We start from the raw sequence: 24,002 nt of genomic DNA, 5'->3' as shown, positions 1-24,002 counted from the left end.
GGCGCCTGGGCACGGGTGCGGATCAGCAGTGTGGGGTCTACGGTTTGAAGATGCCGACTCACCCACACCTGCGAGCACCCCATGGACCAACGGATCTTGTCCTCCATCATTCCTTACCCTAAGGTAAGGAGCATCATGCTGGAGATACTTACTATGGCGACCGCCACACTCACCTCAAAAGGGCAAATCACCATCCCCGTCCAAGTCAGAACCGCGTTGGGCCTGGAAACAGGCGACCGCGTTGAATTTGTCGAAATGGACGATGGCAAATTTTCCATCATCGCAGCGAGCAAGACCGTTCAAGACCTCAAGGGGCTGATCCGCAAGCCTGCCGAGAAGGTTTCCATTGACGATATGAACCGCGCCATCGCTGCGCGAGGAGCGAAGGCTGGATGATCGGGCTGGATACCAACGTGCTGGTGCGCTATGTCACCCAGGATGATCCGGTTCAATCACCCAAGGCATCCGCCCTGATCGAATCCCTCACCACCCTTTCGCCAGGCTTTGTCAGCCTGGTGTCCGTGGTGGAACTGGTCTGGGTTTTACAAAGCTGTTACCAATCGACGAAGAGCGATGTAGTCACCGTGCTGGAAACGCTCTTGCGCACGCGAGAATTGACCGTCGAACATGCCGAAGTCATCTGGCAGGCGCTGCGGCGATTCGCGGCCAACGGCGCCGATTTCGCCGATTGCCTGATAGAGCGCTGTGCTCACGCGGCCGGCTGCGAATACACCGCCACCTTTGATCTCAATGCCGCCAAAGCGGCGGCTATGAAACGACTGACCTGAGTCGCGGCGTTGCGGCAACGGGCAGGCTTTCCTGATACGAGGCTCAGCGAACCCAACCCCCTACCTGCCAGTGATACCCGTCATTGCGCTGCACCCAGTGCGGATGCACATAGCGATAACCTTCGCGCACCGGCTCCCAGTGGCCATGTACCGCAACATAGCGTCCGCCTTCCCAGCGCCAGTAACCGCGTGACCATACGTAGCCTTCACGTACCGGTGGCTCGACTTCAATCACCTGCACCGGGGGCGGTTGCGGCGCAACCACCTCGACATACTCACGCTGTACCGGCCGACGCTCATGCACAACGCGTTCTTGCACACACCCGGATGCCGCGACGACGACCGCCGCCAATGCCGCATAACGTAGCAACATACAAAACCCTCGGGCGCTGACGCCCAACACTTGCACCAGTAAAAAATCCCCCTGTGTATCAGCCGCGCTCCTGCTTGGCCTGGGTACTTTTTTAACAGGCAGTGTCTGTCAGATTGCTGAACCCGAGGGCATCAAGAAGTGCAAGCGACGGTCGGTCGCTTGAAGCGCACCAGCACCAGCCCCGCGACCACCACGGCGATACCGGCGTAGGTCGAAGCATGAATCACATCGCCAAACATCAGTGCCGCCCACACTAACGTCACGGGTGGCTCCAGGTAGACCAGCGCCGCCACATGCGTCGCGGTCATGACTCGCAGCAGCATCCATAGGCTCAAGTAGGCGATAAAGGTGGAAAACACCGTCAGCCATACAATCGAGATCAGCACATCAGGTTCATGGGGAACGCTCAGCGTATCGGTGTACAACACGGCAGCGGTGAAGCCGATCAAGGTCAGCAGCGACTGAATGAACAACGGCAAAACCAAGCCACCGCTCTGGGTGTGTGCCGAGCGGCGCTCATACAAGGTTGCCAACGTGAGGCCCAATGCCGATACCAATGGCAGCAGGTACATGACCAGGCCAACACTTTGCCCACCGCTGTTGTACTGCCCGAAGATAACAATCGACACCCCGCCAAAACCGATCATCAACCCCAGCCACTGCCAGCCTCCGCTGCGCTCCCCCACGTTGCCCGTCGATAAGGCAGCGGTCATCAATGGCTGTAGCGCTGCAATGATCGCGGCAATGCCAGGAGGCAAACCATTTTGGATCGCTACGTAGAGGCAACTCAGGTAGAGGAACTGCGATAGAAACCCGATCACGGCATAGTGGCGAATCTGTGCCCAGGAAACCTTCAACAACCTCACGTTCAAAAACAACGCTAAACACACAGAAACAAGCAGAAACCGCCAGAACAACAGGTTGAAGGCTCCCGCACTCTGCGCACCCAACTTGGCGCCGATAAAACCGGAACTCCATGACAGGACAAATACCACCTGAAGAACCAGCAATTTCAAAAATTTACCGGTCGATGCGCTATGAAACATCATCGCCCCCCCTGCAAGGCTGCCAGGTCAGCGAAGGTGATGGGCTCTATGCCCAACCGCTGATATTGATCCCAGGCCGGACGCGCCAGATCACGCTTGAGTTGGAACCAAGGCCTGATGGTCGTCAGCACACCGTCGTCGGAGGCAAGATGCCAGAACTTATTCACATCCTCGTTGCTATAGGGACAATGGAATGAAAGCACCAGTGACATGCGGCGGCCACGGGTAATCGGCCGCACGCCATGGAAAACCCTGCTTCCATAGATGTAGACCGCATCTCCGCTGGCCTTGACTGAACTGGTGCGCACACGGTCGCCCAAGCCTTCGACATCGAACCGCTGTATGGGCCCATCGAAATAAACGAACTCGCCGCCGTCGTACTCACTGGGGTCGGACAGCAGGATATTCAGTACAAAGCTGGTCCCGTCGGTGTGCCACATCCCGATCTGGGCCTTGGCATCCTGAGTTTGAGGCGGATAGAAATAGTTGACCTGAGAGCGCGCACGCACCAATGGATGCGGCACCAGCGGAACACCCGCAATTCGCGACACAGCCAGCAAAAACGCTCGACTGTTCATCATCTCCCGAATAAGCGTCGACGACTGTGTCACCGCGCGGGTCCGGTTGGAAATAATCCAGTCGCTGACACTGGAGCCCGCCTCCAGTTGATAACACGCACGCTTTAACTCCACGATCCCCTGCTCACTGAAGAGCCCGGAAACCTGAGCCACCGCTGCCAACTGCCGAGGCGTGGCAATAGGCTGCGGCGAGGTGGTGTAGCCAAAATCAGCGAGGCTGCGATAGACCGGCAGGTCCGGCCGCTCACTTTGCAGATAGCTGTCGCTCCAATGCTGCAGGGTGTCCAGCAATGCTCCAGGGTGTTTACACCTGGATGCCGGTGAGAGTGACGCCTGCAAGGCTGACTTCAAGCGTGCCGTGCCCTGGGCAAATACGGGCAGTTCACTGTGTCGTCTCATGATGATGCCCTCAGTTGGCAACTCGGTCGTGCGCGCAATACTCCGCCAACTGATACAGGACGCTTCCATCGCCACTGCAATACTCGCCAATGACACGGCACCCACCGTAATCCTGGCGCACGCGGATAAACTGCTCACGGGTGTATTTCAAACAGACATTGGTCAGTAGATAGCCCTCATCGTGCCCGCTGTTCACCGGCAGCAAGGTTACGGCAACGCGGTAACGATCATCGTCGTGCTCGATTTCCGAGATGACGACCTCATGGTCTCCAGTCTTCTCGAAGCCAAGTTTCAACCCCACCAGATCGGAAAATCGGCTCATGCAGCCATGTTCGTAAAAACGGTGGATGTGCTGATCGCCCTCTGGGCTCGACAATTGCATTTCTGAAAGGATATAGGTTCGCGCACCGCCCACTCGGCGAATGATTCGGCCGATGGTATCGGGCAGCTCATTGCCTTCCTGGAAACCCAGCATCGTGATCAATGTCACGTCCTGTCCACACTCGATATGGCGTCGGCACAACTCACGAAAGTCAGTGGCCAAGTAACGAAATCTCTGGGGAGCAGACAGCAGAGGCTCGACCGCACGGCGCATGACACCACGCGACGCTCCGTTGATATCAACCGCCGTGTAATGCAACGACTGTGTACCGTGCTCAAGCAAGTAATGGAGTAGCGTTGAGGTCTTGATCGGCTCGGGGCCCAGTTCAACGTAATGCAAACTGCCCTCGCCCACTAAATCAACGAGGTCATCCGCCACCGCTAGCAAAAGCTCATTCAATGCACCCTTTCCACAGGGCGTGGCACAAAGATCGGCCCGGGTGACGCCTTCGTGATTCAAAGAGGTCATCAGGCTCAGCATTTCTTCACTGACTTGCCGATGTCGATCAAGTAAATCAGCGGATGACGCGGCGTATTTGGCCGCGTTTTCGACTGTCCAAATCGGGCAGACAACCCCATGGTTGCTCTTCAGTGACGAGACGACCAACTCATTGATATCCATATCGACTCCCTCTGTTTCTTGTTTGACTTCGGCGTGCCTGCGCTCGCCTGTTTGACTCAAAGCCTAGGGTGGCCGCATGATTTTGTATATTTGAATAATCTGCACCAGTAATTCCCAAAAGAGGAATCATGAGCAAGCAACTGAATATCGACTTGTTGCGTACCTTCCACGCGGTGGCACGCTTTCGGCGCTTCAACGAAGCGGCCAATCACGTCCATCGCAGCGCATCGACCGTCACTACACAGATCCAAAAACTGGAAGACTTGGTAGGCCAGCGCCTGTTCAGTCGCAGCAATCAGGGAGTGGAGCTGACGATGTACGGCAAAAAATTGCTCAGTGAAACGACAGATTTCCTCAAGAGCCACGATCGCTTGCTGGCCTCCCTGAGCCCGCAGCGCATGCAGGGAAAGATCCGCCTGGGACTGCCCGACTCCTACGCCCCGGCCTTTATGCGTGATTTTCTGCCGCAGCTCATTGCTGAAAACCCAATGTTGGAACTCGAACTGGAAGCCCGTTCCAGTGGCGAGCTATTGACGATGTTCAGCCGGGAACAGATAGACCTGGCGCTGATCGTCAGCGCACACCCTTTGGAACAAGGAGAACATCTGGGCTCGATACAGCCGGTGTGGGTGGTCTCCGAGCAGTTCAAAACCCCGGAGCAAGCCCCACTGCCTATCGCGGTGCAATTGGTCGGTTGCCCTTATCGAGCCTCGGCCATCCGGGCGCTGAAAGAGCACGGGGTCTACTATCGAATCCTGCTTGAAAGCGCCAGTTCGACCGCCGTAGAGGCGGCAATCATGTGCGGTTTGGCCGTGGGCATGATTGAGGAAAGCCGAATCACCCCTGGATTGACTAAAACCATTGCGGGGGTGCATCTGCCGGACTTGCCGCGACACCACATTTACTTGCTTTCCGACAGCGCAAACCATTTGGCGCTGCATCTGCATGAGCAGTTGAAGAAGGGTTTCACTCTTTAATCCGGCAAACCGCTGGTCGCTGCGCACGTAAGGGCATCACGCGGGACCGAAGCGCTGAACCACCGCCTCGACAAACCGTCGCAACTTCGCCGTACGCTGCCGGTTGGCGGTGTAGACCAAATGCATCGACCGGCTCGGCGCATCAAAGTCCGGCAGTACCCGCACCAACTCGCCCCTGGCCAATGCCCCGCGCAGAAAATCCTCCGGACCAAGGACAATACCGAAACCATCCAGCGCGGCCGACATCAAGGCCCGGCTTTCGTTGATCTGCAAACGGCTGGCCACCTGCACCTTGTACGGCGTCGTACCCTGGAAAAACACCCACTCGCGATCGGCCGGACGCGACCAGAAGGCGTACCCCAGGCATTCATGGTGCTCGAGGTCCGCCGGCACCCGCGGTGTACCGCGTGCCGCCAGGTAGGCCGGCGCAGCGCAGACCACCAGGCGGTAAGGCGCCAGCGGCCTGGCCGTGAGGCCGGTGGTTGCCAGGGGACCGATACGGAACGCCGCTTCGTACCCCTCCTCCACCAGGTCGACAAACCGATCCGTCAGGTGCAGGTCGATTTCCACATCCGGATGGTCACGCAGGAACCCGGTAATCAGCGGCATCAGGCTGTGGGAGCCGAAGGTCACCGGCGCGGTGATTTTCAACTTGCCGCGTGGCGTGTCATTCATGATCTGCGCCAGCGAATCGGCAGCCTCGGCCTCTGTGAGGATATGTTTGCAGCGTTCGTAGTACGCGCTCCCCAGCTCCGTCAGGCTTTGTCTGCGTGTGGTGCGGTTGAGCAAGCGTGCGCCCAGGCGCGACTCCAGCGCGGCTACATGTTTGGCCACCATCTGCGGCGACATGCCCAGGCGCTCAGCGGCACGCGCGTAGGAGCCCAGCTCAGCCGCCGTCACGAAGGCATTCATGCTTGATAAGCGATCCATCATTCACCACTCCCAGTAACAACAGCCACACCCGAACGACAATTTATCACCCATTGGTTGCCAATCATCATAACGGCTCCCCCATCAGCAGGAGCACAGTCATGAAGATTGGCGTTATTGGAGCAGGCTTTATCGGGCGCGCCGTGGCTCAACTGGCACTGGCGGCCGGGCATGAGGTGATGTTGAGCAACTCCCGCGGCCCACACACCATGAGCAGCGTGGTGAGCGGCATACTCGGCGTGCAAGTGGGTAGCGCCGAAGACGCCGCCCAGTTCGGCGATGTAGTACTCGTAGCGATTCCCCTGGAGCATTACCGCAGCGTCCCGGCCCAATGGCTGGAAGGCAAGACGGTGATGGATGCCAATAATTACTACCCCAACCGCGACGGGCATATCCCTGTGCTGGATCGCTTTGAAACCACCACCAGCCGCCTGCTCGCCGAGCACTTGCCTCACTCACACGTCGTGAAGGTGTTCAACGCGATCTTCGCCCCCGACCTGACACAGGATGCCCGCCCCCACGGCGCTCCCGACCGCCGTGCCCTGCCGGTGGCCGCGGACGACGCCGCCGCGAAGGCACAAGTGATCCGGTTGCTCGACGAACTCGGTTTTGATGCCGTGGATGCAGGTGGCCTGGATGACAGCTGGCGGTTTGAGCGGGCCAAGCCTGCGTATTGCGTGCCGTTGGACCAGGCCGGCTTGAAGGCCGCGCTGGCCGCCGCCGAGCGCACGGTTGAACTGCCGGCCGTGGAGCGCTCGCGCCCTCGTACATAAACACGACGCGCATAAAAAAGCCCGCTGACCGTCACCGGTTCAGCGGGCTTTTTCTCAGCTTTTTACAGCGCCAGATCAGACGCCGGCTTGCTCGGCTGGGCCGCAGGCTTGGCAGCCTCGGTGGCCTTTGGAGCCGCCATTTGCGGAATTACAGGCGGTGGCATCAGTTGCAGGACGCCAGCGGTGTAGGCCCATTCCTTGGCAACCGCTTCAGGGCTGTCGTTCAGCTTGGTGCCGTAGCTCGGTACGATCTGGTGCAGTTTTGCCTGCCACTCAGGGGTCGCGACCTTGTCCTTGAACACTTTCTGCAGCACGGTCAGCATGATCGGAGCCGCGGTCGACGCGCCTGGCGATGCACCCAACAGGCCGGCGATGGTGTTGTCGGCGGAGCTGACCACTTCGGTACCGAGTTTCAGTACGCCGCCCTGCTCTTCGTCACGCTTGATGATCTGCACGCGCTGACCGGCCTGCCACAGGCGCCAGTCTTCTTTCTTGGCGTTAGGGAAGTACTCTTGCAGTGCCTTGAAGCGGTCGTCATCCGACAGCATCAGCTGGCCGGCAAGGTACTCGACCAGTGGGTATTCACGAATACCGACTTTGGTCATTGGCCAGATGTTGTGGGTGGTCGTGCTGGTCAGCAGGTCCAGGTACGAGCCTTCTTTGAGGAACTTGGTGGAGAAGGTTGCGAATGGGCCAAACAGGATCACGCGCTTGCCATCCAGCACACGGGTGTCCAGGTGCGGAACCGACATCGGCGGCGAACCGACCGACGCTTTACCGTAGGCCTTGGCCAGGTGCTGCTCGGCCACGGTTGGGTTATCGGTTACCAGGAACGAACCGCCCACTGGGAAGCCCGCGTATTCCTTGGCTTCAGGAATGCCCGACTTTTGCAGCAGGTGCAAGGCTCCGCCGCCGGCGCCGATGAACACGAACTTGGCGTCGGTTTCAGTCTTGGTCCCGTCTTTCAGGTTTTTGTAGCTGACACGCCACGAACCGTCGTCGTTCTTGGTGATGTCCTGCACTTCGCTCGACAGTTTCAGGTCGAACTTGGGTGTGGTTTGCAGGTGGGCAACGAACTGGCGGGTGATCTCGCCGAAGTTCATGTCGGTACCCAGCGGGCTCCAGGTGGCCGCGATTTTCTGGTTCGGGTCACGCCCTTCCATCATCAGCGGAACCCACTTGGCGATCTGCGCCGGGTCTTCGGAGTACTGCATGCCGGCGAACAGCGGGCTGGCCTGCAGGGCTTCGTAGCGCTTCTTGAGGAACTTGATGTTGTCATCGCCCCACACAAAGCTCATGTGCGGTGTGGAGTTGATGAACGAACGCGGGTTCTTCAGCACGCCCTGCTGGACCTGCCAGGACCAGAACTGACGGGAGATCTGGAACGCTTCGTTGATCTCGACCGCTTTGGGGATCTCAACGTTGCCGTTCTTGTCTTCCGGTGTGTAGTTCAGCTCAGCCAGGGCCGAGTGACCGGTACCGGCGTTGTTCCAGCCGTTGGAGCTTTCTTCGGCCACGCCGTCGAGGCGCTCGACCATTTCCATCGACCAGTCCGGTTCCAGCTCGTTGAGCCAGACACCCAGGGTGGCACTCATGATGCCGCCGCCGATCAGCAGCACATCGACTTTCTTTGCCTCTTCCGCGTGAACGGACGTGATCCCCATCGACAAAGCCAGCCCCAGCAGGGCAGTGTTTACTTTCTTAAACATCAGTAGCACCTATGATAAAACGCCATCCGCCCTACCGCCCTGACTCTTCAGGGTCGCAGGGTGGGCACACAAGGCCGACGTATCGACCTCACTGTTATGTCCCTTCTGCGCTGACTTCTTATCATTATTGGCTTCAGCTACCTGGACGACAGCCAATCGCCGGGACGTATACGGGTGTACGCGCCGGGGAAAGACTAGACCAGGACGGCGCGCAGAATATCACGGCAAAAGGCCGTTATGCGCTGTTTGGCCAATTGACAGCTCTAAATCGCGGCTTTTAACCCGCAGGTGTCAATAGCACCGGGCGCGACGTGGCGTCACACGCCCGGAACTCTCATGCCTGAGGCGGTTCTAGACACCTTTACCGTCGCGTGCGTAGCATCGACGACTGTCTTTCGTGCACTCATCCAACAGAGCTCTCCATGTCTATCCACCAAACACCCGGGCACGTGCTGCCCGCGCGCAGTGCCGCCAAAATGGAAGCGGCCATGGCCGTGGGCGCTTTCGCAATCGGTACTGGCGAATTCGCCATCATGGGCCTGATGCCAGACATCGCCCAGAACCTGGGCTTAAGCGAACCCCAGGTCGGCCACGCCATCAGCGCCTACGCGTTGGGCGTGATGGTCGGCGCCCCGCTGCTGGCCATCCTCGGTGCCAAGTTGCTGCGCAAACACATGCTGCTGTTATTAATGGGCCTGTATGCGCTAGGCAACTTCGCCACAGCGTTTACCCCGAGCTTCGGCTCACTGGTGGCCTTCCGCTTTATCAGCGGCCTGCCCCACGGCGCCTACTTCGGCATCGCCGCCGTGGTCGCCTCCAGCATGGTGCCCACCGACAAACGCGCCGGCGCCGTGGCCCGGGTGATGATGGGCCTGACCCTGGCCATGCTGCTCGGCAACCCCATCGCCACCTTCCTCGGCCAACACCTGGGCTGGCGCTCGGCATTCGGGCTGGTCAGCGTGATTGCCCTGTGCACCATCGCCCTGGTCTGGCAATTCGTGCCCCACCGCCACGACGAAGAACGCAGCGACCCGCGCAAGGAAATGCGCGCCTTCACCAAACCCCAAGTGTGGATGGCCCTGTCCATCGGCGCGATCGGCTTTGCCGGGATGTTTTGCGTGTTCAGCTACCTGGCACCGACCATGCTCGAAGTGACCAAAGTGTCACCGCAATGGATCCCTTTCGGCCTCGCCGCGTTTGGCGTGGGCGGAATCATCGGCAACATCGCTGGCGGCAAACTGTTTGATCGCATGCAGTTTCGTGCCGTGGGTTTGATATTGGTGTGGTCGATTGCGGTGTTGTTGTTCTTCCCCTTCGCCGCGGCTTCATTGTGGGGCGTGCTACTGAGCATGGGCCTGGTCGGCACCATGGTGTCGTTGGCCGCACCGCTGCAAATCCGCCTGATGGACATTGCCCACGAAGCCCCGAGTTTGGCGGCGGCATCCAACCATGCGGCGTTCAACCTGGCGAATGCGCTGGGGCCGTGGTTTGGCGGGATGGCGATTACGGCAGGGCTGGGGTGGACCAGCACCGGGTACATTGGCGCAGCTACGGCGCTGATCGGCCTGGGCCTATACCTATGCGCGCGGCGGATGCAGGGTGGGCATTAATCCTGGCGCAAAGCACAAACGAACGGCCTGCACCACTGAAATGAAGACTGTTTTATCTTCAGACAGGTTAGGTTCAGGTTGGATCCAATAAACGCAGCATGTAACATATCCGTCATAAATTTCCGAAATGACAAGGACGTGTTTTGAGTTTTCCTGACAGAAGTGTGCTTCAGGAGTTTTCGGCCACACTTAACCATCGCAACGCCACGATTTTTACCACTGACAATACTGATGAAAATGCTCAGCAGGCGATTCAGGAGCTCATCGACACGCGGCATCAGCTGACAGACCGCATCAGCGCACCACTCAAAGGCATGGAAAACGGCCTGTTCGCCAAGTCCCAACCGCTGGATAGCCTGAGACCAAAATGGCGAGTCACCTTCGGACGCGCCAAACGTGACGGTGCGTTCGACTGGCCAGTCGAAGAAGTCCTCAACACCCTCGGCGCCCAGAAACGCGGCGCCCCGGTCGCCAGCTTGTATGGGTTCGGCTATAGAAAGTCGGCGCTTGGCCTGGTCCAGGAATTCTTCATCTTTACCGAGATGCTGGAGGGCTACCTCAATGGCCTGGCATGGCTCAAACAGGAACGCGACATCCAGCGCCTGATCGCCGCGTCCTTCAAACTGCTGCACTGCTTGCACAGCAAAGGCGTCGTGCACATGGACTTCTGGGCCAACAACGTGATGATCAATCTGAAGCAGCCAACGCTTGCCAAGGCCATCGACCTGGAAAACTGCTTCCTCACACCAACCGACTACCTGCCCGAGGTGCTGGCGTTTCAATTTGGGTTCTATTACCGCCGAGAGATTTTCCGCTTCGTGATCGAGCAGGATTACGACCGGATGGTGCTGGAACAACTGACCCACTACGGCAACATTGATCGCCAGCGCTTCGACGCCATGTACGCAACCAGCAAGCACGAAAATATCAGCCGCCGGGCCCGCCGCCAGATTTTTCATAAGGGCACCGTCGTAACAGGCTGACTGACCTCAATCGTCGTGCAACAACCCCGAGCCATACTCCCCATAACTACTCCCCAACCCACTGCCGCCAAAATTCATCTTGGCGGCTTTGCTCGGGCTGTGGTCACCGAATGCCTGGCATCCGCCTGAAAAACACGGGTCGCTGTTTACAGCGGGTGAGGATGAACAGGCGCTTAACAGCAACGTACCGGTGATCATCACGACTTTGACGAGGTTGGAGATCATTTTTCAATTCCCTGTGGGCTGGTGGTGCTGGGAGCCTCTCTCGAAGAGGATCGTAGACCTCAATGGGGCGAGGGATTATGAAATTTTGTTGGGTGACAGGGTGGGTTCAGGTTGCCGCCTTGGGGTGAGGCGGCGGGGTGGGTGTCAGACTGTGGTCGTGCTTGCGGCAGGCGCGACTTGCTCCTGGGCTCGGTCGACGAGTAGCGCGCTCAGGTCGATTAGTTGTTGGATGCCCAGGGCGAGGGCGCGCAGGGGGTCGTCGAGGTCGAAGGCCAGGGTGGCGGCCATTTGGTTGGCGGAGGCGAGGTTTTCGGCGGCGTTGGCCAGGAGGGTTTCGGTGTCTATGTTGGGGTTGACGACGAAGACATTGCTACAAGCTTGCTCAACCGGTGCATTGTCGTCAGATAGAGGAAAGTAATGAGGAATTGCACGCTGGGCCGCAGCGTGAAGCTTGACATCAGAGAGCGCAGCGTTTGAGGCATGAGGCGGATTTGGTGTGACTTTGTACATGGCGAAGCTCCTTAACTATTTCAGGAACTGCCAAACTCACTTCCACATGAGGGTGGCAGCTGTACGCAGGTGTGGAAGACCAGGGCTAAGGACCCGGCGCACCGAAGTGCCCCGCGCACAGCCGCCGAAACACATGATACAGGCGTAAAAAAACGCCGGTAGGTGTTTGTGACGATTGCGTCTTAGCTTGGTACGGACTTCCACATCCGGCCGCTGGATTGGCAGCGGCTTGAGGAGGTTAGCTAGGGGTGGTCTGAGGAGCAAGCTGAGAAAAGCGTGGGAAACTTCCTAGACTATTTGGCCTGGTCACTGGATCACTTGGTCGCTCCGATGATGGATTGGAACGACTAAAATCACAGGCCTCACAGAACGCGCACTACAGCACCTTCGCCACCCATTCGTACCACTTTCGTCCCAGAGTCACTCCCACGCACTGCCGCCTTTCCCTTTTTTTGCTCGCTTTCGCAATTCCGAGAGTTGCCACTGCTATGCTTGATTTTTTTCAAAACGAGTCGCATACCATGGCGAGCGAGTACTCACTGTACGGAAGTGCAGGAACGGCTTTATCAAAATCAACTGGCCCTGGAAGCCGCTTTGGGCCTAACTATAATTCTGTGTTTTTAAAGAAATGGATAATTCATGGCTAACAAAAAGATATTAACCATCGGACTTTCACTGGCAGATAACGAAACTGAATTTTGTGATTTCGACTCTGACATTTCTCTTTTGGACTGGGACATAATCCTTTTTAAACCAGACATCAGCGACTACATCTATAAGCGTGAGAGCACCTTTGAAGGAAAACCGTGCTTATCGGATGATCAATCATTCAAATTAAAATCACAATCTGAGCATTGGCGAAAAGAAATAAAAGCAGCCACTGAGCACGGGAAATTAGTATTAGTATTTTTAAGTGACCTGACCCCATTGAGTATTGCAACAGGAGAAAAGAGATACTCCGGGACTGGCAAAAATCAAAAAACCACGAGAATCGTGACAAGCTACGACAACTATCAGTCAATACCACTAACCCTAAAACCACGAATATCAAAGGGAAAAGAAATAAAACCTTCTGAAAAAAACTTTGAACCTATATCTTCCTATTGGCAAGAGTTCTCAAAAGTCTCATCATACAAGACTATCATTGAAGGGGAATTGACGCCGTGCCTGTTAACCCGGCATGGCGACAAAGTAGTAGGAACTATTAATAGGTCAAAAAACTCTAACGGCGCGTTGCTATGCCTCCCTGACATAGATTTCTACCCTGAATCTTTTATAGTTGGTGACGAAAACGAAGAAAATGGAGGTGAGTGGACAGCAGAAGCAAAGCAGTTTGCATCCAGGATGATAAAATCAATTATTTCGATAGAAAAATCCTTACGATCTTCTGCCGAATTAACTCCTGAGCCTGACTGGGCAAGAGACCCCAAATACAAATTAAACCAAGAAAAATCAGCATCTCAGAAACTTCTAAAAATCGAAAAAAATCTTGAAACTGTTCAAGCCCAAAAAGAAGCTATAATCGATGAAATAAAAGACTTAGGAAGACTTAGAAATCTTTTATTCGAGAAAGGCAAGCCATTAGAATTCGCAATTTTAGATGCCCTCAAAATAATCGGCTTCGAAGTGTCACAATTTGATAACGGCGAGTCTGAATTCGACGCTGTTTTTGAATCCAAGGAAGGTAGACTAATTGGCGAGGCCGAAGGCAAAGACAACAAACCAATAAATATTGATAAGCTACGTCAGCTCGCGATGAATATACATGAGGATCTTGAGCGAGATGAAGTTAATGACCCAGCCAAACCCGTATTATTTGGCAACCCATACAGATTGCAGCCTATTAATGCGAGACTAGAACCGTTCACAAAAAAATGCATTTCTGCTGCAACGACAAGTTCAACAGCTCTCGTATTCACGCCTGACCTTTTCCTCATTGCCAAGTATTTGAAAAACAAGCGCGACACAAGATATGCAACAAAATGCCGAAAAGCCATATTAACTGCTGCCGGCCAAGTTAAATTTCCTGTTGTGCCAAAAGAGGAATATTCAGAAAGCGAACAACCGAAGAGCGATAACACATAGCGCAATGTTTCGAGGGGCAAACCCAACCAACACAGAGTTGAGTTCAGTAAACTCCGAAGCCCCCTAGATATCGCGGGTCGAAAGACAGATATCGGGGTCAGACCCTGAGGAATCCAGCTGGATACAGTCACTGGAGATAATCATACTCGCGCCAGACAAAAATGATGGGCATCGGCTCTTAGAGCAAAGGGAAAGCATGAGCAAAGTAACCAAAAAATCAGTCATTGGTGTTTCTATCGCCATGGCCGCCTCCATCTCAGCCATCGTTGCTGGACTTCATTTTCAGAAACAAAACCGATACACCTACAACGCCGCTGTGGTCGAGAAACTTACGACCTTGCCGTTTGAGACCACAGCACTTACTGAAGAGCAAAAGTCCAAGGCGCTAGATGTCAATCAGGTCAAAAATCGCGTGTTGGTAACTGCCGGCCTCGCTCAGAACTATGACTTACCCGAATTCACACGGGAATATGTGCTTCTTCACGATGAAAACGAGGACAGTCCAAAAGATGAGTTCGAAGCACGTCGACGCTCATCAGAAGGCAGATCTGCGGGCGAAGAGGCCTTCAGACAATCCCGGGCTGAATTTGGAGAGACCGCGCCTCGACTCCTCACTGGGAGCGCCGTTATCACACTAGGCCGCTATGACTTCAAAGCACAGGCTTTCAATGTGAGAACACCGCAAGGTCGTGGAGGGCCCTTCCCTGCTGCATTTTTCCGGAATATCGGCGATCCAGGCCTGGTGCGTGGGGCTGGCTCCAGCAGCTTTGAGCGAACAGTCTCCGCAACAAGAGCCTATCAAGTCTCCCCACGCATGTGGGCTGTTCGTGAAAGCGTGGCAAAGGACATCGACACCGAACGCTTCGCAGTCTATGCAAAAAGCTATTTTGATACGTTGTTTTCTACGTCAACGGGAAAGGGGTTGATGCTCTACTGCGTCCAGGTCGATTTGTTTGCAGATCCTGAAATGACAATCCCCCTACGCTCCCAAGGCTGCAATAGCTTCAACGTCAAAAGGCTTTAATTTTCCAACGTAGCCAAATCTCAATGGGATATCGGGGGTCAGACCACGATACCCGGCTTTGAGTTGGCAGAGGAAAAGCAAACGATTCACTCCCAGACACGTCTCAAGACGACCTGCCGATTCAATCCAGGGATTCCTCAGGGTCTGACCCCGATATACTCATCTTTAAAAAATTAAAAAATACTACTCTTTCTGATCATTCGTTTTATTTTTGCTATGCCTTAAAATCTCATCTGAAATAAGACCTAAAGCTGAAAACTCGTTCTGAGCCGGAGGATCGACTGTCAACTTCTTAAGCTCACTTAACTCAAAGCTTGACAACATTCTAAATAAAACGGCTTGAGATCCGGCTCGCGTTTTTAATAACGCTGACCGCCCCCCGTAACGTTCATAAAACCGTTTCACGTCCTTCAACTCTGGCAGAAACCTTCGATTTTCAAACTTTGCATTTAGATCACGCAAGATCAAAGACTTTTCGCCACTATCAGTTACAATCGAATCGATACTAAATAGCTTAGACGGATTTGTCTTCTTCCTATTTGATCTTACTTTCGCAAATAGGCCCAACTTGAGTTCTTGCTCAATAACATCATCGGGCACCCCCTCCCGCCTGGCAATTGATTGTAAAACACGCTGCCTTCCATATTTCAAAAGAAGCAACGAAATCTCTAAATCTAATATATCGTTAGGCGTCATAGAATTAGTTTATTCCAATGGATTTGAAAAACTCCTGGGAAAATGCGGAGAATTGCCTAGGAACATTTGTTCGCACGTGACTAGTCGATGCAATCGGCGTACGCTCTCGGGCAGCTTTAGCATACGATCGCGAATATCTTACATGTGTATCATATATATGCCAACCGTGCTTAGATGCCTCGTTGGTTACCTCTCTGACCGACGCCGCAGTTTCAGGACCATCTGAATAGGAAGATGAATGATTAAAAACAATGCCACATATGTCCAAAGAATGATCTGCGTTTTCGGCTTTAAACTCGATAACTGAGTTTGCCAACAATGGCAAACCAATAGTTGCCAAAAATTCTGGTTTCACCGGAACCAATGCATATCTACTCGCATGGTATGCAGCATCCGTTAAAATAGACTCCGTAGGTGCACAATCAATGATAATCAAATCATAATCATCTACCACAGTGCTTAATGCTTTAGCTAGCTTCCTCTCTTTTCCGGTTGGGTTTTTCAGCGTATTGGACAACTCCAGCCTACTAGGAATCAGGTCCAACATGGTATTCGACCAATAGCCTGCTTGCTTGATAATTACATCATTAATTGTGCACTTAGTCGGACTGGGGGTACTAATGCTTGGCGGCAAATACTGCTCGAACAAATTAACAACTGTTGGACGTTTTTGGTTTAGATGATCAACGTACCCTCTAGCGCCCATTAAAGCCTGGCTTAAATTTGCTTGAGGATCGAGATCTACCGCCAAAATTCTCAAGCGCTTTGTGTCAGCAGCGTGTGCAAGTTGAGCTGCGAGTGTCGTTTTACCAACACCACCCTTCATATTTATCAGACTTACAGATATAGCTGCCACATTTCGCTCCTTGATTAGCCAACTTAGTTATAGCCCCCATTCTTCCTCAGCGGCTATTTCATACTAATGGTAGATTGTGAATGAAAAATTTTTTTTTGATACTACATTTTCATAAAAAAATGATTTTTTCATACCTACCTCTTGAAGGACCACCTGGGTAGAATGAGACCTAAAAAGCTCCACCGGGATAGGGATATAGGGCGGTCAGACCACGATACCCGGAGCAGCCGATTCACTCCCAGACACATCTCACGACGATCTACCGATTCAATCCCGCGCTCCGAGGTGTAAGGTGCCCCACAACCGTCCATCATCGAGGCTGTCATGACTGGGATATCCCTAAATCTACCAGAAGACCTGTCCAACTCTCTCGCCGACCAGGCCAAAACCAAAGGCCAAACGGCAAGCTACTTGGCGATGGATGTTCTTCGCGGCTACATCGAGCACGAAAAAACGCTGACCGCTCAAATCGAGCTGGCAGTAAAGGAAGCCGACCAGGGCATATTCGCCACCGATGACCAAGTGACAGCCATTCGCGCCAGGCGCTGGAGCCGGAATGCGGGCTGAGCGGCTTGCAAAAGCACTCAAAAATTCAGCAGACAGCAAAAAGCCTCCCCATGGCGGCTAATTGTTTTGGGGATATTACTTATCGACCCGCCTTCAGCTCATCTGGTGTGTGCGTCTTGAGCCAATCGGCCAAAGCGGCGTTCACTCGCGTTTGCCACCCGGGGCCAGAAGCCCTGAATCGCTCCAGCACATCAGCATCCAAACGAACATTGACGTGCTCTTTAGTAGCTAAAGACTTTGGCCGCCACGCTTTGGTTTAGCATTTCCTTCGCCTGAGCTTTGCCAAATAATCCCACAAGCACCTCGCTGGCTGGTTTGGCCTTAGCGAAGTCCTTGGCCGAGCATTCCGGGTTTACCGTATCGCCCCTCTCAGGACTGGGTTTCTTGGTCATAACTTTTGACCTCCCGTTTGTTGGCTTTACGAAAGCTGATGACGTGGACCGCGTCAGTCCATAGGGTAAACACCACGACATGCAGTCAATCGCTTATTTACCCCATCGTCTTTGGCCGGATTATAAGTAATCTGAATAACTTCATCGTAGCCACAACAAATCGTCAACACAAAGTCTGCGCCCAAACCGTAACCGAGCATGTGCTCTGGCTGTCATCGAAGATTGAGTGACTAGGCCTGAGAACCCGCCAAGTACCCGACAAGCATCCCTGATAAACTGCGCCCCATTCGCCTCGCTGACTCAGATCCCCCAATGCTCCTAGAAACCGCCCCACTCTCCCGCCGCTTCTCCGTCGCGCCCATGATGGATTGGACCGACCGCCACTGCCGGTTCTTCCTGCGCCTTCTCTCCAAACACGCCCTGCTCTACACCGAGATGGTCACCACCGGCGCGATCCTCCACGGCGACCATGACCGCTTCCTGCGCCACAACGAAGCCGAGCACCCTCTGGCCCTCCAATTGGGTGGCAGTGTCCCCGCCGACCTGGCCGCCTGCGCGCGCATGGCCGAAGCCGCCGGCTATGACGAAGTGAACCTGAACGTCGGCTGCCCCAGCGACCGTGTGCAGAACAATATGATCGGCGCGATCCTGATGGCGCACCCTGCCCTGGTGGCCGATTGCGTGAAGGCCATGCGCGATGCGGTGTCGATTCCAGTAACGGTGAAGCATCGTATCGGCATCAACGGTCGTGACAGTTATGCCGAGCTGTGTGATTTCGTCGGGACGGTGAAGGACGCCGGTTGCACCAGTTTCACGGTGCATGCGCGGATTGCGATTCTGGAGGGGTTGTCGCCCAAGGAGAATCGCGACATTCCGCCGTTGCGCTATGACGTGGCGGCGCAGTTGAAGCGGGATTTTCCGGAGTTGGAGATTGTGCTTAACGGTGGGATCAAGACGCTGGAACAGTGCCAGGAGCATTTGCAGACGTTTGATGGGGTGATGCTGGGGCGCGAGGCTTATCACAACCCGTATCTGCTGGCGGAGGTGGATCAGCGGTTGTTCGGGAGTGAGGCGCCGGTGGTTGGTCGGGCTCAGGTACTGGCGCAATTGCGGCCTTATATTGCCGAACATCTGGCGAGTGGTGGCGTGATGCATCACATCACTCGGCATGTGCTGGGGCTGGGCACCGGTTTCCCAGGGGCGCGCAGGTTCAGGCAGCTGTTGTCGGTGGATATTCATAAGGCGGCGGATCCGTTGGCATTGCTGGATCAGGCAGGGGCTTTATTGGAAGGGCGTTGACTGGTTGGCTTGCTGCGGGTCAGTGGGTTATGGCTCGACTGATACATTGCTATCGGGAGCAAGCCCCCTCTCACCTTTTGAACGCTGTGCATCACGGGACCGTATTGCCCACATGGCAGTTGGGTTGAACCTGCGGTCAGTTTTGCCCTCCTATTGAGCAGTACGGCCGGTCACTCAAACGGCTGTTTTCAGGCTTATTACCCGCGCAAACGATCGAGCGCATTTGCGCCTTGAGCGCCTGTCGACGCTCGGGTAATGTCACCAGACCCATAGGACAGAGCACGCCCATGACTTCCAAGCTGGAACAACTCAAGCAATTCACCACTGTCGTAGCCGATACCGGCGATTTTTCAACGCTCGCCAAGCTCAAGCCGCAGGATGCGACCACCAACCCTTCCCTGCTGCTCAAAGCTGCGTCGATCACAGGTTATGCCAAGCTGCTGGACGAGTGTGTGCAGGACTGCAACGGCGATGTCGGCCTGGCCAGCGACCGTTTCGCGGTGGCGGTGGGTCAAGAGATTCTCAAAGTGGTACCGGGGCGTATTTCCACCGAGGTGGACGCCCGCCTGTCGTTCGATGAGGGCGCGATTCTCAAGCGTGCGCACCGTCTGATCGACCTGTACGAAAAAGCCGGTGTTGGCCGTGACCGTGTACTGATCAAGATCGCTTCCACCTGGGAAGGCATCCGCGCGGCGGAGAAGCTGGAAAAAGAAGGCATCCAGACCAACCTGACGCTGTTGTTCTCCTTCGCTCAGGCCGTGGCCTGCGCAGAAGCCGGCGTGTTCCTGATTTCGCCGTTCGTGGGCCGTATCTATGACTGGTACAAAAAGGCCAACGGCAACGACTACACCGGTTCCGATGATCCTGGCGTACAGTCGGTGACGCGCATCTACAACTACTACAAGGCCAACGGCTACAAGACCGTGGTGATGGGTGCGAGTTTCCGCAACCTGAGCCAGATCGAAGAGTTGGCCGGCTGTGATCGCCTGACCATCAGCCCGGACCTGCTGGAGAAACTGGCGGCCGATGAAGGCAAGCTGGAGCGCAAGTTGTCGCCAGGGCATGCCGGTGAAGCGCGGGTGCATATGACTGAAGCGCAGTTCCGTTGGGAGTCCAACGAGGACGCGATGGCGACGGAGAAGCTGGCGGAGGGGATTCGTCAGTTTGCTCGGGACCAGGAGAAGCTGGAGGCGTTGTTGTCGGCCAAGCTGTAAGGGCAGATAGCGGCAAAAAGGGCGGCACCTGTGAGGGTGCCGCCCTTTTTTGTGTCTTTGTCCCCGGTCTCAAGATTTCAACTATGAGAGGGATCAGTGGCGCTCGAGGGCGTTGACGAGGTCGTGGAAGGCTTCGCGGTTGGACTCGTTGAGGCCCATGAGGATCTTGTGCGCTTCCAGCACCTTGACCCGTACCACTTCCTCGGACTGGTCCTGGGACGGCAGGTCGGTCAGGCATTCCGGGCACGGGATCGGGCGGTCAACGATGTTGAACACCTGATCGAAGCCCATGGACTGCAGCAGACGCGTGATGTCTTCGTGGGTGGTGACGACGGTAGGCAACAGGCCGACCTTCTGCCGCGACAGAATGGACAACTTGGCCAGCAAACCAAGGGTGGTGCTATCGATGCTGCGGGTTTCGGTCAGATCGATCACGATCGCCGAGAAATTCAGCGCAGTGAAGATCCGCTCAATCGTCGCATCCAGCGCCGAACACAAGGTCAGGCGCACTTCACCGACAAACTTCAGGACAAAGGTCCCGTCTTGCTCGGCGAACTGGATTCTTCCGGTACTCATCAAAGATTCCTGCTCAACACCAGTAGGGCGATATCATCCGGCATCTCCCCCAGCGTGGCCAATCCAAAAACCTGCCGCAGGCCATCCAGGCTGCCGCCCGCCGACTTGACCCGTTGGGGCAAGGCGGCTTCTTTCTCTTTGAGTGTAGGTTCCGGCAAAAGGTCCAGAATGCCGTCGGACATCAGCGTGAGGCTGAACGTCGGCGGCAACTCCAGGATGTGGTCTTCGTAAGTGGCTTCATTGAACAAGCCGACCGGTAGGCCACGCCCTTCCAGGTAACGCACACTGTCAGGAGTGTATAAAACAGGCATCGGCAGGTGACCGCCAATACTGTAGGTCAAAAGACCGGTTTCTTCATCGATCACGCCGCCGACCATCGTCACGTGCTTGCCCAGCTTGCAGCTGATCAGGCCCCGGTTGATGTGGCCCAGCACTTGCGACGGGGTGAACTCCGGCAAGGTGCCATTGCGCTTGGATTCGAACAGCAGCCGTGTGGTCATGAACTTCAACAGCACGGTGACAAAGGCGGACGACGCGCCATGCCCGGAGACATCGGCCAGGTAGAACGCTACGCGCCGCTCATCCACACGGAAGTAGTCGACAAAATCTCCCGACAGGTACAGCGACGGGATGATCTGGTGCGCGAACTGGAACTCGTCGATGGTCCAGGGGCTGACCGGCAGCATGTTCATCTGCACCTGGCGACCGGCGTTCTGGTCTTCCTGGAGCAAGTTGAGGCTGGCTTCGAGTTCGCGGTTGGCCGTTTCGAGCTTTTCGCGGTAGCGCTGGTTCTCGACCAAAAGGCGTGCACGATCCAGGGCACGGCGCACCGAGTGCTCCAGTACCGCGAGGTCTTCGAGGGGCTTGATCAGGTAGTCGGCGGCGCCCAGGCGCAGGGCCTCGACGGCATCGTTCATGACCCCGGCACCGGACACGACAATCACTGGCGTCTGCGGGGCAAGCTCGGTCACCTGGCGGATCAGCTCAAGGCCGCCCATCTGGGGCATGCGCAGGTCGCAGATCACGAGGTCGGGCTGGTCGCGCTCGAATACCTGGAGACCCTGTTGACCATTGCTGGCCTGCAATACGCTGAAGCCGCTGTCTTCCAAATAGGCCGCGAGGCTCGCGCGCACTACTTCGTCGTCATCGATTATCAGCAGCGTGGCACTGGTTTTTTGCATGTGGGCAAACGGCGCCAGAATTAGGTTGGCGTAGGTGGCTCGGCAATGACCGGGCTCACGTACTGGATTCGCTTTCTAGCCTCTCTGTCCTACAAAGCATAGGCGTTTTGCCCACGCACAACTGTAAAGCAGAGGTGCCCTTCTAAGGCGCAGACGGTACTCCCATCCGACAGGCGTTTCAAGCTCATGCCGATGGTCGCCGAGCGTCTTTACACCGCAAATCACCGGGAGTTATAAGAACAGGCACAACCACAACACAAAGTAAGGACGGAACCGATGAGCCAGCACGAGCGCGACTATGCTGAAAAACGTGATTTCATCCGCATGAAAGTGGATGCCGATGTGTCACTGATTCACGCTGGGCAAGAGATTGCGGGGGTTTGCGTAGACCTTTCCAGCTCTGGCATGCAGGTACAGGCGCCTCGCCAGTTCACTGTGGGTGACCTGCTGACCGTGCGCATTGATTCGGAGCACGCTGCGCTCGCGGGCCTGGAGGCGGACACGCAAGTGGTGTGGGCTAAAACCGCAGGGGACGAGCAGCAGCTTGGTCTGAAGATCCTGAAAATGCGCTGAAACCCGCACACAAAAAAGGCGACCTCCAGGGGTCGCCTTATTTCGTTTCAAAACATCACAGCTTAAAAGTCGTCGACGACCTTGCCATCCTTGACCTTGAACTCGCGGTTCTGCAGGTAGGCGTTACGGATGAAGGTGTACTTGTCGCCGGTGATCAGCTTCTCACTGTCGAGCAAGCTGGCACGGGTGTCGACGATGTTCAGGCCCATGGTGCTGTTGCGCCAGCCGATATCGTTCATGTAGCGATACGGTTGCGTGTAGCTGTCGACGTATTTGGACGGTGCATCACGCAGTGTGCTCGGGCCCAGCAAAGGCAGCATCACGTAGGGACCGCTGCCCACACCCCAGTAACCCAGGGTCTGACCGAAGTCTTCATCGCTGCGTTGCAGCCCCATTTTGGTGCCGACATCAATGAAGCCCAGCACGCCGAAGGTGGTGTTGACCAACAAACGCGCCGTATCAACGCCTGCGTTGTGCGGCTTGAGTTGCAGCACATTGTTGGCCAGGTTGCCGACATCGCCGATATTGCGGAAGAAGTTGTGGATACCGTCTTCGACAAATTGCGGCGTGATCCACTCATACCCTTGGGCCAATGGCTTGAGGGCGTAGGTATCAACGGTGTCGTTGAACGTGAAGATCGGACGGTTGACGCTTTCCCATGGGTCATCTTCCGATGCGGCCTGGGCGGCGAACGGGGCCAACAGGACAGTGGCACACACCGACAGCTGAGCGAAGTAGTGGCTCCAGCGCATAGCTTTATGCTCCTTGAATGATCTGTCATGGGCGCTATGCCCTGAATAAGGCCGTCAGTATATGACGGAAGTCTCCAATTAGGCAGCAACCAAGAAGAGTCATACGGAAAATGGACAAAATTCCTACAATTAACGCGACTGTCATCCCCTTGTCATTCTGCACCGATAGCGTCAGAGCTATTTCAGGGATGCTCACATGCCTCAAGCAGAGACCGCCGTCGCCGACGGCCCCGCCTTGACCGCCGTACTGTTTGGCCTGAGTGGTTGCCTGGTCGACTTTGGTTCCCATGCGCGCACCGACTCAGCATCCCCCGACTCCCACGTCACCCCAGGCGCGCTGAAAAGCCTGCGCAGCCTCAAGGACCAAGGTGTGCCCTGCGCCTGGCTGGATGAGCTGCCCGCCTCGGTCACCACCCCTCTGGCCGCCTCCCTGCCCAACTGGCTCAAGGCCTCCTCGCCCTCCTCCATCCGCTGGCCTGCGCCCCATGCGTGCTGGCAAGCCTTGATGGAACTGAACATCGAACGCCTGGAAGGCTGCGTATTGGTCAGCGGTGAGCCACGCTTGCTGCAATCAGGCCTGAACGCCGGGCTGTGGACCATCGGCCTGGCCTCCTGCGGTTCGCTGTGCGGCCTCGCGCCCGAACAATGGCAGGCCCTGAGCGACAAGGAGCGCGAGCACAAGCGCGGCAAGGCCACCGTGGCGCTGTATGGCTTGGGGGTCCACTCGGTGATCGATCACCTTGGCGAGCTCGGCACCTGTCTGGCCGACATCAGCCTGCGCCGGCTCAAAGGCGAGAAGCCCTGATCGAGATCATGCACAGTCGGCGCCCGTGGATTAATCTACAGGTCAGTCCATAGACCTTTCACGGCGTGTCGCGGTCTA

Annotated in this window: 28 protein-coding genes; 13 read left to right on the top strand and 15 right to left on the bottom strand. The window is 55.8% G+C overall.

Features of this window, described 5'->3' with window-relative positions; translation table 11 throughout:
- Nucleotides 1-81: 81 nt before the first annotated feature.
- Both V6M90_RS10330 and V6M90_RS10325 read left to right on the top strand, forming a co-directional pair.
- Nucleotides 82-396, top strand: a complete 315-nt coding sequence (locus V6M90_RS10330) for an AbrB/MazE/SpoVT family DNA-binding domain-containing protein (protein ID WP_332846429.1) — start codon at nt 82-84, stop codon at nt 394-396.
- The gene (locus V6M90_RS10325; RefSeq protein WP_305428784.1) at nt 393-788 is read left to right on the top strand and encodes a PIN domain-containing protein; all 396 of its coding nucleotides are present in this window, start codon (nt 393-395) and stop codon (nt 786-788) included. Before V6M90_RS10330 ends, V6M90_RS10325 begins: the two co-directional genes overlap by 4 nt.
- A 43-nt stretch (nt 789-831) precedes the next feature.
- Here the strand turns inward: V6M90_RS10325 and V6M90_RS10320 are convergent, their stop codons facing one another.
- The 4 genes from V6M90_RS10320 to V6M90_RS10305 form a co-directional block, all read right to left on the bottom strand.
- A complete protein-coding gene (locus tag V6M90_RS10320; RefSeq protein ID WP_042945624.1) occupies nt 832-1,161 on the bottom strand; it encodes a YXWGXW repeat-containing protein in 330 nt (109 codons plus the stop codon).
- Between the two features lie 131 nt (nt 1,162-1,292).
- Complete coding sequence (locus V6M90_RS10315) at nt 1,293-2,207, bottom strand: DMT family transporter (protein WP_003172620.1); 915 nt, start codon at nt 2,205-2,207, stop codon at nt 1,293-1,295.
- Entirely contained in the window at nt 2,207-3,184 is a 978-nt protein-coding gene (locus V6M90_RS10310; protein WP_332846427.1) for a 2OG-Fe(II) oxygenase family protein, read from the bottom strand. Before V6M90_RS10310 ends, V6M90_RS10315 begins: the two co-directional genes overlap by 1 nt.
- A gap of 10 nt (nt 3,185-3,194) precedes the next feature.
- Nucleotides 3,195-4,187 (bottom strand): class I SAM-dependent methyltransferase, encoded by a 993-nt coding sequence (locus V6M90_RS10305; RefSeq protein ID WP_042944356.1) that lies wholly within the window; start codon nt 4,185-4,187, stop codon nt 3,195-3,197.
- 128 nt (nt 4,188-4,315) lie between these two features.
- On the opposite strand from V6M90_RS10305, the gene V6M90_RS10300 reads away from it, so the two are divergent.
- Nucleotides 4,316-5,164 (top strand): LysR family transcriptional regulator, encoded by an 849-nt coding sequence (locus V6M90_RS10300; protein ID WP_305428776.1) that lies wholly within the window; start codon nt 4,316-4,318, stop codon nt 5,162-5,164.
- 36 nt (nt 5,165-5,200) lie between these two features.
- Here the strand turns inward: V6M90_RS10300 and V6M90_RS10295 are convergent, their stop codons facing one another.
- Nucleotides 5,201-6,097 (bottom strand): LysR family transcriptional regulator, encoded by an 897-nt coding sequence (locus V6M90_RS10295; protein ID WP_003172615.1) that lies wholly within the window; start codon nt 6,095-6,097, stop codon nt 5,201-5,203.
- A gap of 80 nt (nt 6,098-6,177) precedes the next feature.
- Here V6M90_RS10295 and V6M90_RS10290 point away from each other — a divergent pair, with 80 nt between their 5' ends.
- Complete coding sequence (locus V6M90_RS10290) at nt 6,178-6,867, top strand: NADPH-dependent F420 reductase (RefSeq protein WP_332846448.1); 690 nt, start codon at nt 6,178-6,180, stop codon at nt 6,865-6,867.
- 62 nt (nt 6,868-6,929) lie between these two features.
- Here V6M90_RS10290 and mqo read toward each other — a convergent pair whose 3' ends face one another.
- On the bottom strand, nt 6,930-8,576 hold the full coding sequence (gene mqo, locus V6M90_RS10285; RefSeq protein ID WP_078732158.1) for a malate dehydrogenase (quinone): 1,647 nt from the start codon (nt 8,574-8,576) through the stop codon (nt 6,930-6,932).
- 422 nt (nt 8,577-8,998) lie between these two features.
- Here mqo and V6M90_RS10280 point away from each other — a divergent pair, with 422 nt between their 5' ends.
- Together V6M90_RS10280 and V6M90_RS10275 are read left to right on the top strand one after the other, a co-directional pair.
- Nucleotides 8,999-10,186 carry an MFS transporter gene (locus V6M90_RS10280; protein ID WP_305428774.1) on the top strand — a complete coding sequence of 396 codons (1,188 nt, stop codon included), beginning with the start codon at nt 8,999-9,001 and terminating at the stop codon, nt 10,184-10,186.
- Nucleotides 10,187-10,329: 143 nt separating this feature from the next.
- Nucleotides 10,330-11,169, top strand: a complete 840-nt coding sequence (locus V6M90_RS10275) for a lipopolysaccharide kinase InaA family protein (protein ID WP_332846426.1) — start codon at nt 10,330-10,332, stop codon at nt 11,167-11,169.
- Nucleotides 11,170-11,175: 6 nt separating this feature from the next.
- Here V6M90_RS10275 and V6M90_RS10270 read toward each other — a convergent pair whose 3' ends face one another.
- On the bottom strand, nt 11,176-11,394 hold the full coding sequence (locus V6M90_RS10270; protein ID WP_003172610.1) for a hypothetical protein: 219 nt from the start codon (nt 11,392-11,394) through the stop codon (nt 11,176-11,178).
- Nucleotides 11,395-11,538: 144 nt separating this feature from the next.
- Nucleotides 11,539-11,904, bottom strand: a complete 366-nt coding sequence (locus V6M90_RS10265) for a DUF6124 family protein (protein WP_332846425.1) — start codon at nt 11,902-11,904, stop codon at nt 11,539-11,541.
- A gap of 639 nt (nt 11,905-12,543) precedes the next feature.
- On the opposite strand from V6M90_RS10265, the gene V6M90_RS10260 reads away from it, so the two are divergent.
- Together V6M90_RS10260 and V6M90_RS10255 are read left to right on the top strand one after the other, a co-directional pair.
- The gene (locus V6M90_RS10260) at nt 12,544-13,989 is read left to right on the top strand and encodes a hypothetical protein (RefSeq protein WP_332846424.1); all 1,446 of its coding nucleotides are present in this window, start codon (nt 12,544-12,546) and stop codon (nt 13,987-13,989) included.
- Nucleotides 13,990-14,185: 196 nt separating this feature from the next.
- Nucleotides 14,186-15,013, top strand: a complete 828-nt coding sequence (locus V6M90_RS10255; RefSeq protein ID WP_332846423.1) for a hypothetical protein — start codon at nt 14,186-14,188, stop codon at nt 15,011-15,013.
- A 183-nt stretch (nt 15,014-15,196) separates the two neighbouring features.
- Here the strand turns inward: V6M90_RS10255 and V6M90_RS10250 are convergent, their stop codons facing one another.
- Together V6M90_RS10250 and V6M90_RS10245 are read right to left on the bottom strand one after the other, a co-directional pair.
- Nucleotides 15,197-15,709: a hypothetical protein gene (locus V6M90_RS10250; RefSeq protein WP_332846422.1), complete on the bottom strand. Its 513-nt coding sequence runs from the start codon at nt 15,707-15,709 to the stop codon at nt 15,197-15,199.
- 4 nt (nt 15,710-15,713) lie between these two features.
- Complete coding sequence (locus tag V6M90_RS10245) at nt 15,714-16,565, bottom strand: ParA family protein (RefSeq protein ID WP_332846421.1); 852 nt, start codon at nt 16,563-16,565, stop codon at nt 15,714-15,716.
- A gap of 324 nt (nt 16,566-16,889) precedes the next feature.
- On the opposite strand from V6M90_RS10245, the gene V6M90_RS10240 reads away from it, so the two are divergent.
- Entirely contained in the window at nt 16,890-17,132 is a 243-nt protein-coding gene (locus tag V6M90_RS10240; protein ID WP_332846420.1) for a CopG family transcriptional regulator, read from the top strand.
- A 79-nt stretch (nt 17,133-17,211) separates the two neighbouring features.
- On the opposite strand, the gene V6M90_RS10235 is transcribed toward V6M90_RS10240, so the two are convergent.
- Entirely contained in the window at nt 17,212-17,322 is a 111-nt protein-coding gene (locus tag V6M90_RS10235; RefSeq protein ID WP_332846419.1) for a BrnA antitoxin family protein, read from the bottom strand.
- A gap of 31 nt (nt 17,323-17,353) precedes the next feature.
- Complete coding sequence (locus tag V6M90_RS10230) at nt 17,354-17,524, bottom strand: hypothetical protein (protein ID WP_332846418.1); 171 nt, start codon at nt 17,522-17,524, stop codon at nt 17,354-17,356.
- A gap of 312 nt (nt 17,525-17,836) precedes the next feature.
- Here V6M90_RS10230 and dusA point away from each other — a divergent pair, with 312 nt between their 5' ends.
- Nucleotides 17,837-18,823, top strand: coding sequence for a tRNA dihydrouridine(20/20a) synthase DusA (gene dusA / locus V6M90_RS10225; protein ID WP_332846417.1), 987 nt, complete (start codon nt 17,837-17,839; stop codon nt 18,821-18,823).
- Between the two features lie 287 nt (nt 18,824-19,110).
- Entirely contained in the window at nt 19,111-20,037 is a 927-nt protein-coding gene (tal, locus tag V6M90_RS10220) for a transaldolase (protein WP_003172603.1), read from the top strand.
- Between the two features lie 93 nt (nt 20,038-20,130).
- Here the strand turns inward: tal and rssC are convergent, their stop codons facing one another.
- A complete protein-coding gene (gene rssC / locus V6M90_RS10215; protein ID WP_003172602.1) occupies nt 20,131-20,613 on the bottom strand; it encodes an anti-sigma factor antagonist RssC in 483 nt (160 codons plus the stop codon).
- Nucleotides 20,613-21,794, bottom strand: coding sequence for a two-component system response regulator RssB (gene rssB / locus V6M90_RS10210; protein WP_003172599.1), 1,182 nt, complete (start codon nt 21,792-21,794; stop codon nt 20,613-20,615). Before rssB ends, rssC begins: the two co-directional genes overlap by 1 nt.
- 276 nt (nt 21,795-22,070) lie before the next feature.
- On the opposite strand from rssB, the gene V6M90_RS10205 reads away from it, so the two are divergent.
- Complete coding sequence (locus V6M90_RS10205; protein WP_141064534.1) at nt 22,071-22,367, top strand: PilZ domain-containing protein; 297 nt, start codon at nt 22,071-22,073, stop codon at nt 22,365-22,367.
- A gap of 62 nt (nt 22,368-22,429) precedes the next feature.
- On the opposite strand, the gene V6M90_RS10200 is transcribed toward V6M90_RS10205, so the two are convergent.
- On the bottom strand, nt 22,430-23,119 hold the full coding sequence (locus V6M90_RS10200; RefSeq protein ID WP_003172597.1) for an MlaA family lipoprotein: 690 nt from the start codon (nt 23,117-23,119) through the stop codon (nt 22,430-22,432).
- A gap of 196 nt (nt 23,120-23,315) precedes the next feature.
- Here V6M90_RS10200 and V6M90_RS10195 point away from each other — a divergent pair, with 196 nt between their 5' ends.
- The gene (locus V6M90_RS10195; protein WP_332846416.1) at nt 23,316-23,924 is read left to right on the top strand and encodes an HAD family phosphatase; all 609 of its coding nucleotides are present in this window, start codon (nt 23,316-23,318) and stop codon (nt 23,922-23,924) included.
- Nucleotides 23,925-24,002 lie beyond the last annotated feature (78 nt).

This window comes from Pseudomonas lactucae (genome assembly GCF_036688725.1).
GTDB classification, from domain to species: domain Bacteria; phylum Pseudomonadota; class Gammaproteobacteria; order Pseudomonadales; family Pseudomonadaceae; genus Aquipseudomonas; species Aquipseudomonas lactucae.
Note: the sequence above shows the minus strand (reverse complement) of the source record. Positions and strands in the feature narration are given on the sequence as shown.

What these genes read in the sequence shown, in the direction of transcription:
- V6M90_RS10330 (WP_332846429.1), top strand. Translation starts at nt 82, where the DNA reads ATGGACCAACGGATCTTGTCCTCCATCATTCCTTACCCTAAGGTAAGG.
- V6M90_RS10325 (WP_305428784.1), top strand. Translation starts at nt 393, where the DNA reads ATGATCGGGCTGGATACCAACGTGCTGGTGCGCTATGTCACCCAGGAT.
- V6M90_RS10320 (WP_042945624.1), bottom strand. Translation starts at nt 1,161, where the DNA reads ATGTTGCTACGTTATGCGGCATTGGCGGCGGTCGTCGTCGCGGCATCC.
- V6M90_RS10315 (WP_003172620.1), bottom strand. Translation starts at nt 2,207, where the DNA reads ATGTTTCATAGCGCATCGACCGGTAAATTTTTGAAATTGCTGGTTCTT.
- V6M90_RS10310 (WP_332846427.1), bottom strand. Translation starts at nt 3,184, where the DNA reads ATGAGACGACACAGTGAACTGCCCGTATTTGCCCAGGGCACGGCACGC.
- V6M90_RS10305 (WP_042944356.1), bottom strand. Translation starts at nt 4,187, where the DNA reads ATGGATATCAATGAGTTGGTCGTCTCGTCACTGAAGAGCAACCATGGG.
- V6M90_RS10300 (WP_305428776.1), top strand. Translation starts at nt 4,316, where the DNA reads ATGAGCAAGCAACTGAATATCGACTTGTTGCGTACCTTCCACGCGGTG.
- V6M90_RS10295 (WP_003172615.1), bottom strand. Translation starts at nt 6,097, where the DNA reads ATGATGGATCGCTTATCAAGCATGAATGCCTTCGTGACGGCGGCTGAG.
- mqo (WP_078732158.1), bottom strand. Translation starts at nt 8,576, where the DNA reads ATGTTTAAGAAAGTAAACACTGCCCTGCTGGGGCTGGCTTTGTCGATG.
- V6M90_RS10280 (WP_305428774.1), top strand. Translation starts at nt 8,999, where the DNA reads ATGTCTATCCACCAAACACCCGGGCACGTGCTGCCCGCGCGCAGTGCC.
- V6M90_RS10270 (WP_003172610.1), bottom strand. Translation starts at nt 11,394, where the DNA reads ATGATCTCCAACCTCGTCAAAGTCGTGATGATCACCGGTACGTTGCTG.
- V6M90_RS10265 (WP_332846425.1), bottom strand. Translation starts at nt 11,904, where the DNA reads ATGTACAAAGTCACACCAAATCCGCCTCATGCCTCAAACGCTGCGCTC.
- V6M90_RS10260 (WP_332846424.1), top strand. Translation starts at nt 12,544, where the DNA reads ATGGCTAACAAAAAGATATTAACCATCGGACTTTCACTGGCAGATAAC.
- V6M90_RS10255 (WP_332846423.1), top strand. Translation starts at nt 14,186, where the DNA reads ATGAGCAAAGTAACCAAAAAATCAGTCATTGGTGTTTCTATCGCCATG.
- V6M90_RS10250 (WP_332846422.1), bottom strand. Translation starts at nt 15,709, where the DNA reads ATGACGCCTAACGATATATTAGATTTAGAGATTTCGTTGCTTCTTTTG.
- V6M90_RS10240 (WP_332846420.1), top strand. Translation starts at nt 16,890, where the DNA reads ATGACTGGGATATCCCTAAATCTACCAGAAGACCTGTCCAACTCTCTC.
- V6M90_RS10230 (WP_332846418.1), bottom strand. Translation starts at nt 17,524, where the DNA reads ATGACCAAGAAACCCAGTCCTGAGAGGGGCGATACGGTAAACCCGGAA.
- dusA (WP_332846417.1), top strand. Translation starts at nt 17,837, where the DNA reads ATGCTCCTAGAAACCGCCCCACTCTCCCGCCGCTTCTCCGTCGCGCCC.
- tal (WP_003172603.1), top strand. Translation starts at nt 19,111, where the DNA reads ATGACTTCCAAGCTGGAACAACTCAAGCAATTCACCACTGTCGTAGCC.
- rssC (WP_003172602.1), bottom strand. Translation starts at nt 20,613, where the DNA reads ATGAGTACCGGAAGAATCCAGTTCGCCGAGCAAGACGGGACCTTTGTC.
- rssB (WP_003172599.1), bottom strand. Translation starts at nt 21,794, where the DNA reads ATGCAAAAAACCAGTGCCACGCTGCTGATAATCGATGACGACGAAGTA.
- V6M90_RS10205 (WP_141064534.1), top strand. Translation starts at nt 22,071, where the DNA reads ATGAGCCAGCACGAGCGCGACTATGCTGAAAAACGTGATTTCATCCGC.
- V6M90_RS10200 (WP_003172597.1), bottom strand. Translation starts at nt 23,119, where the DNA reads ATGCGCTGGAGCCACTACTTCGCTCAGCTGTCGGTGTGTGCCACTGTC.
- V6M90_RS10195 (WP_332846416.1), top strand. Translation starts at nt 23,316, where the DNA reads ATGCCTCAAGCAGAGACCGCCGTCGCCGACGGCCCCGCCTTGACCGCC.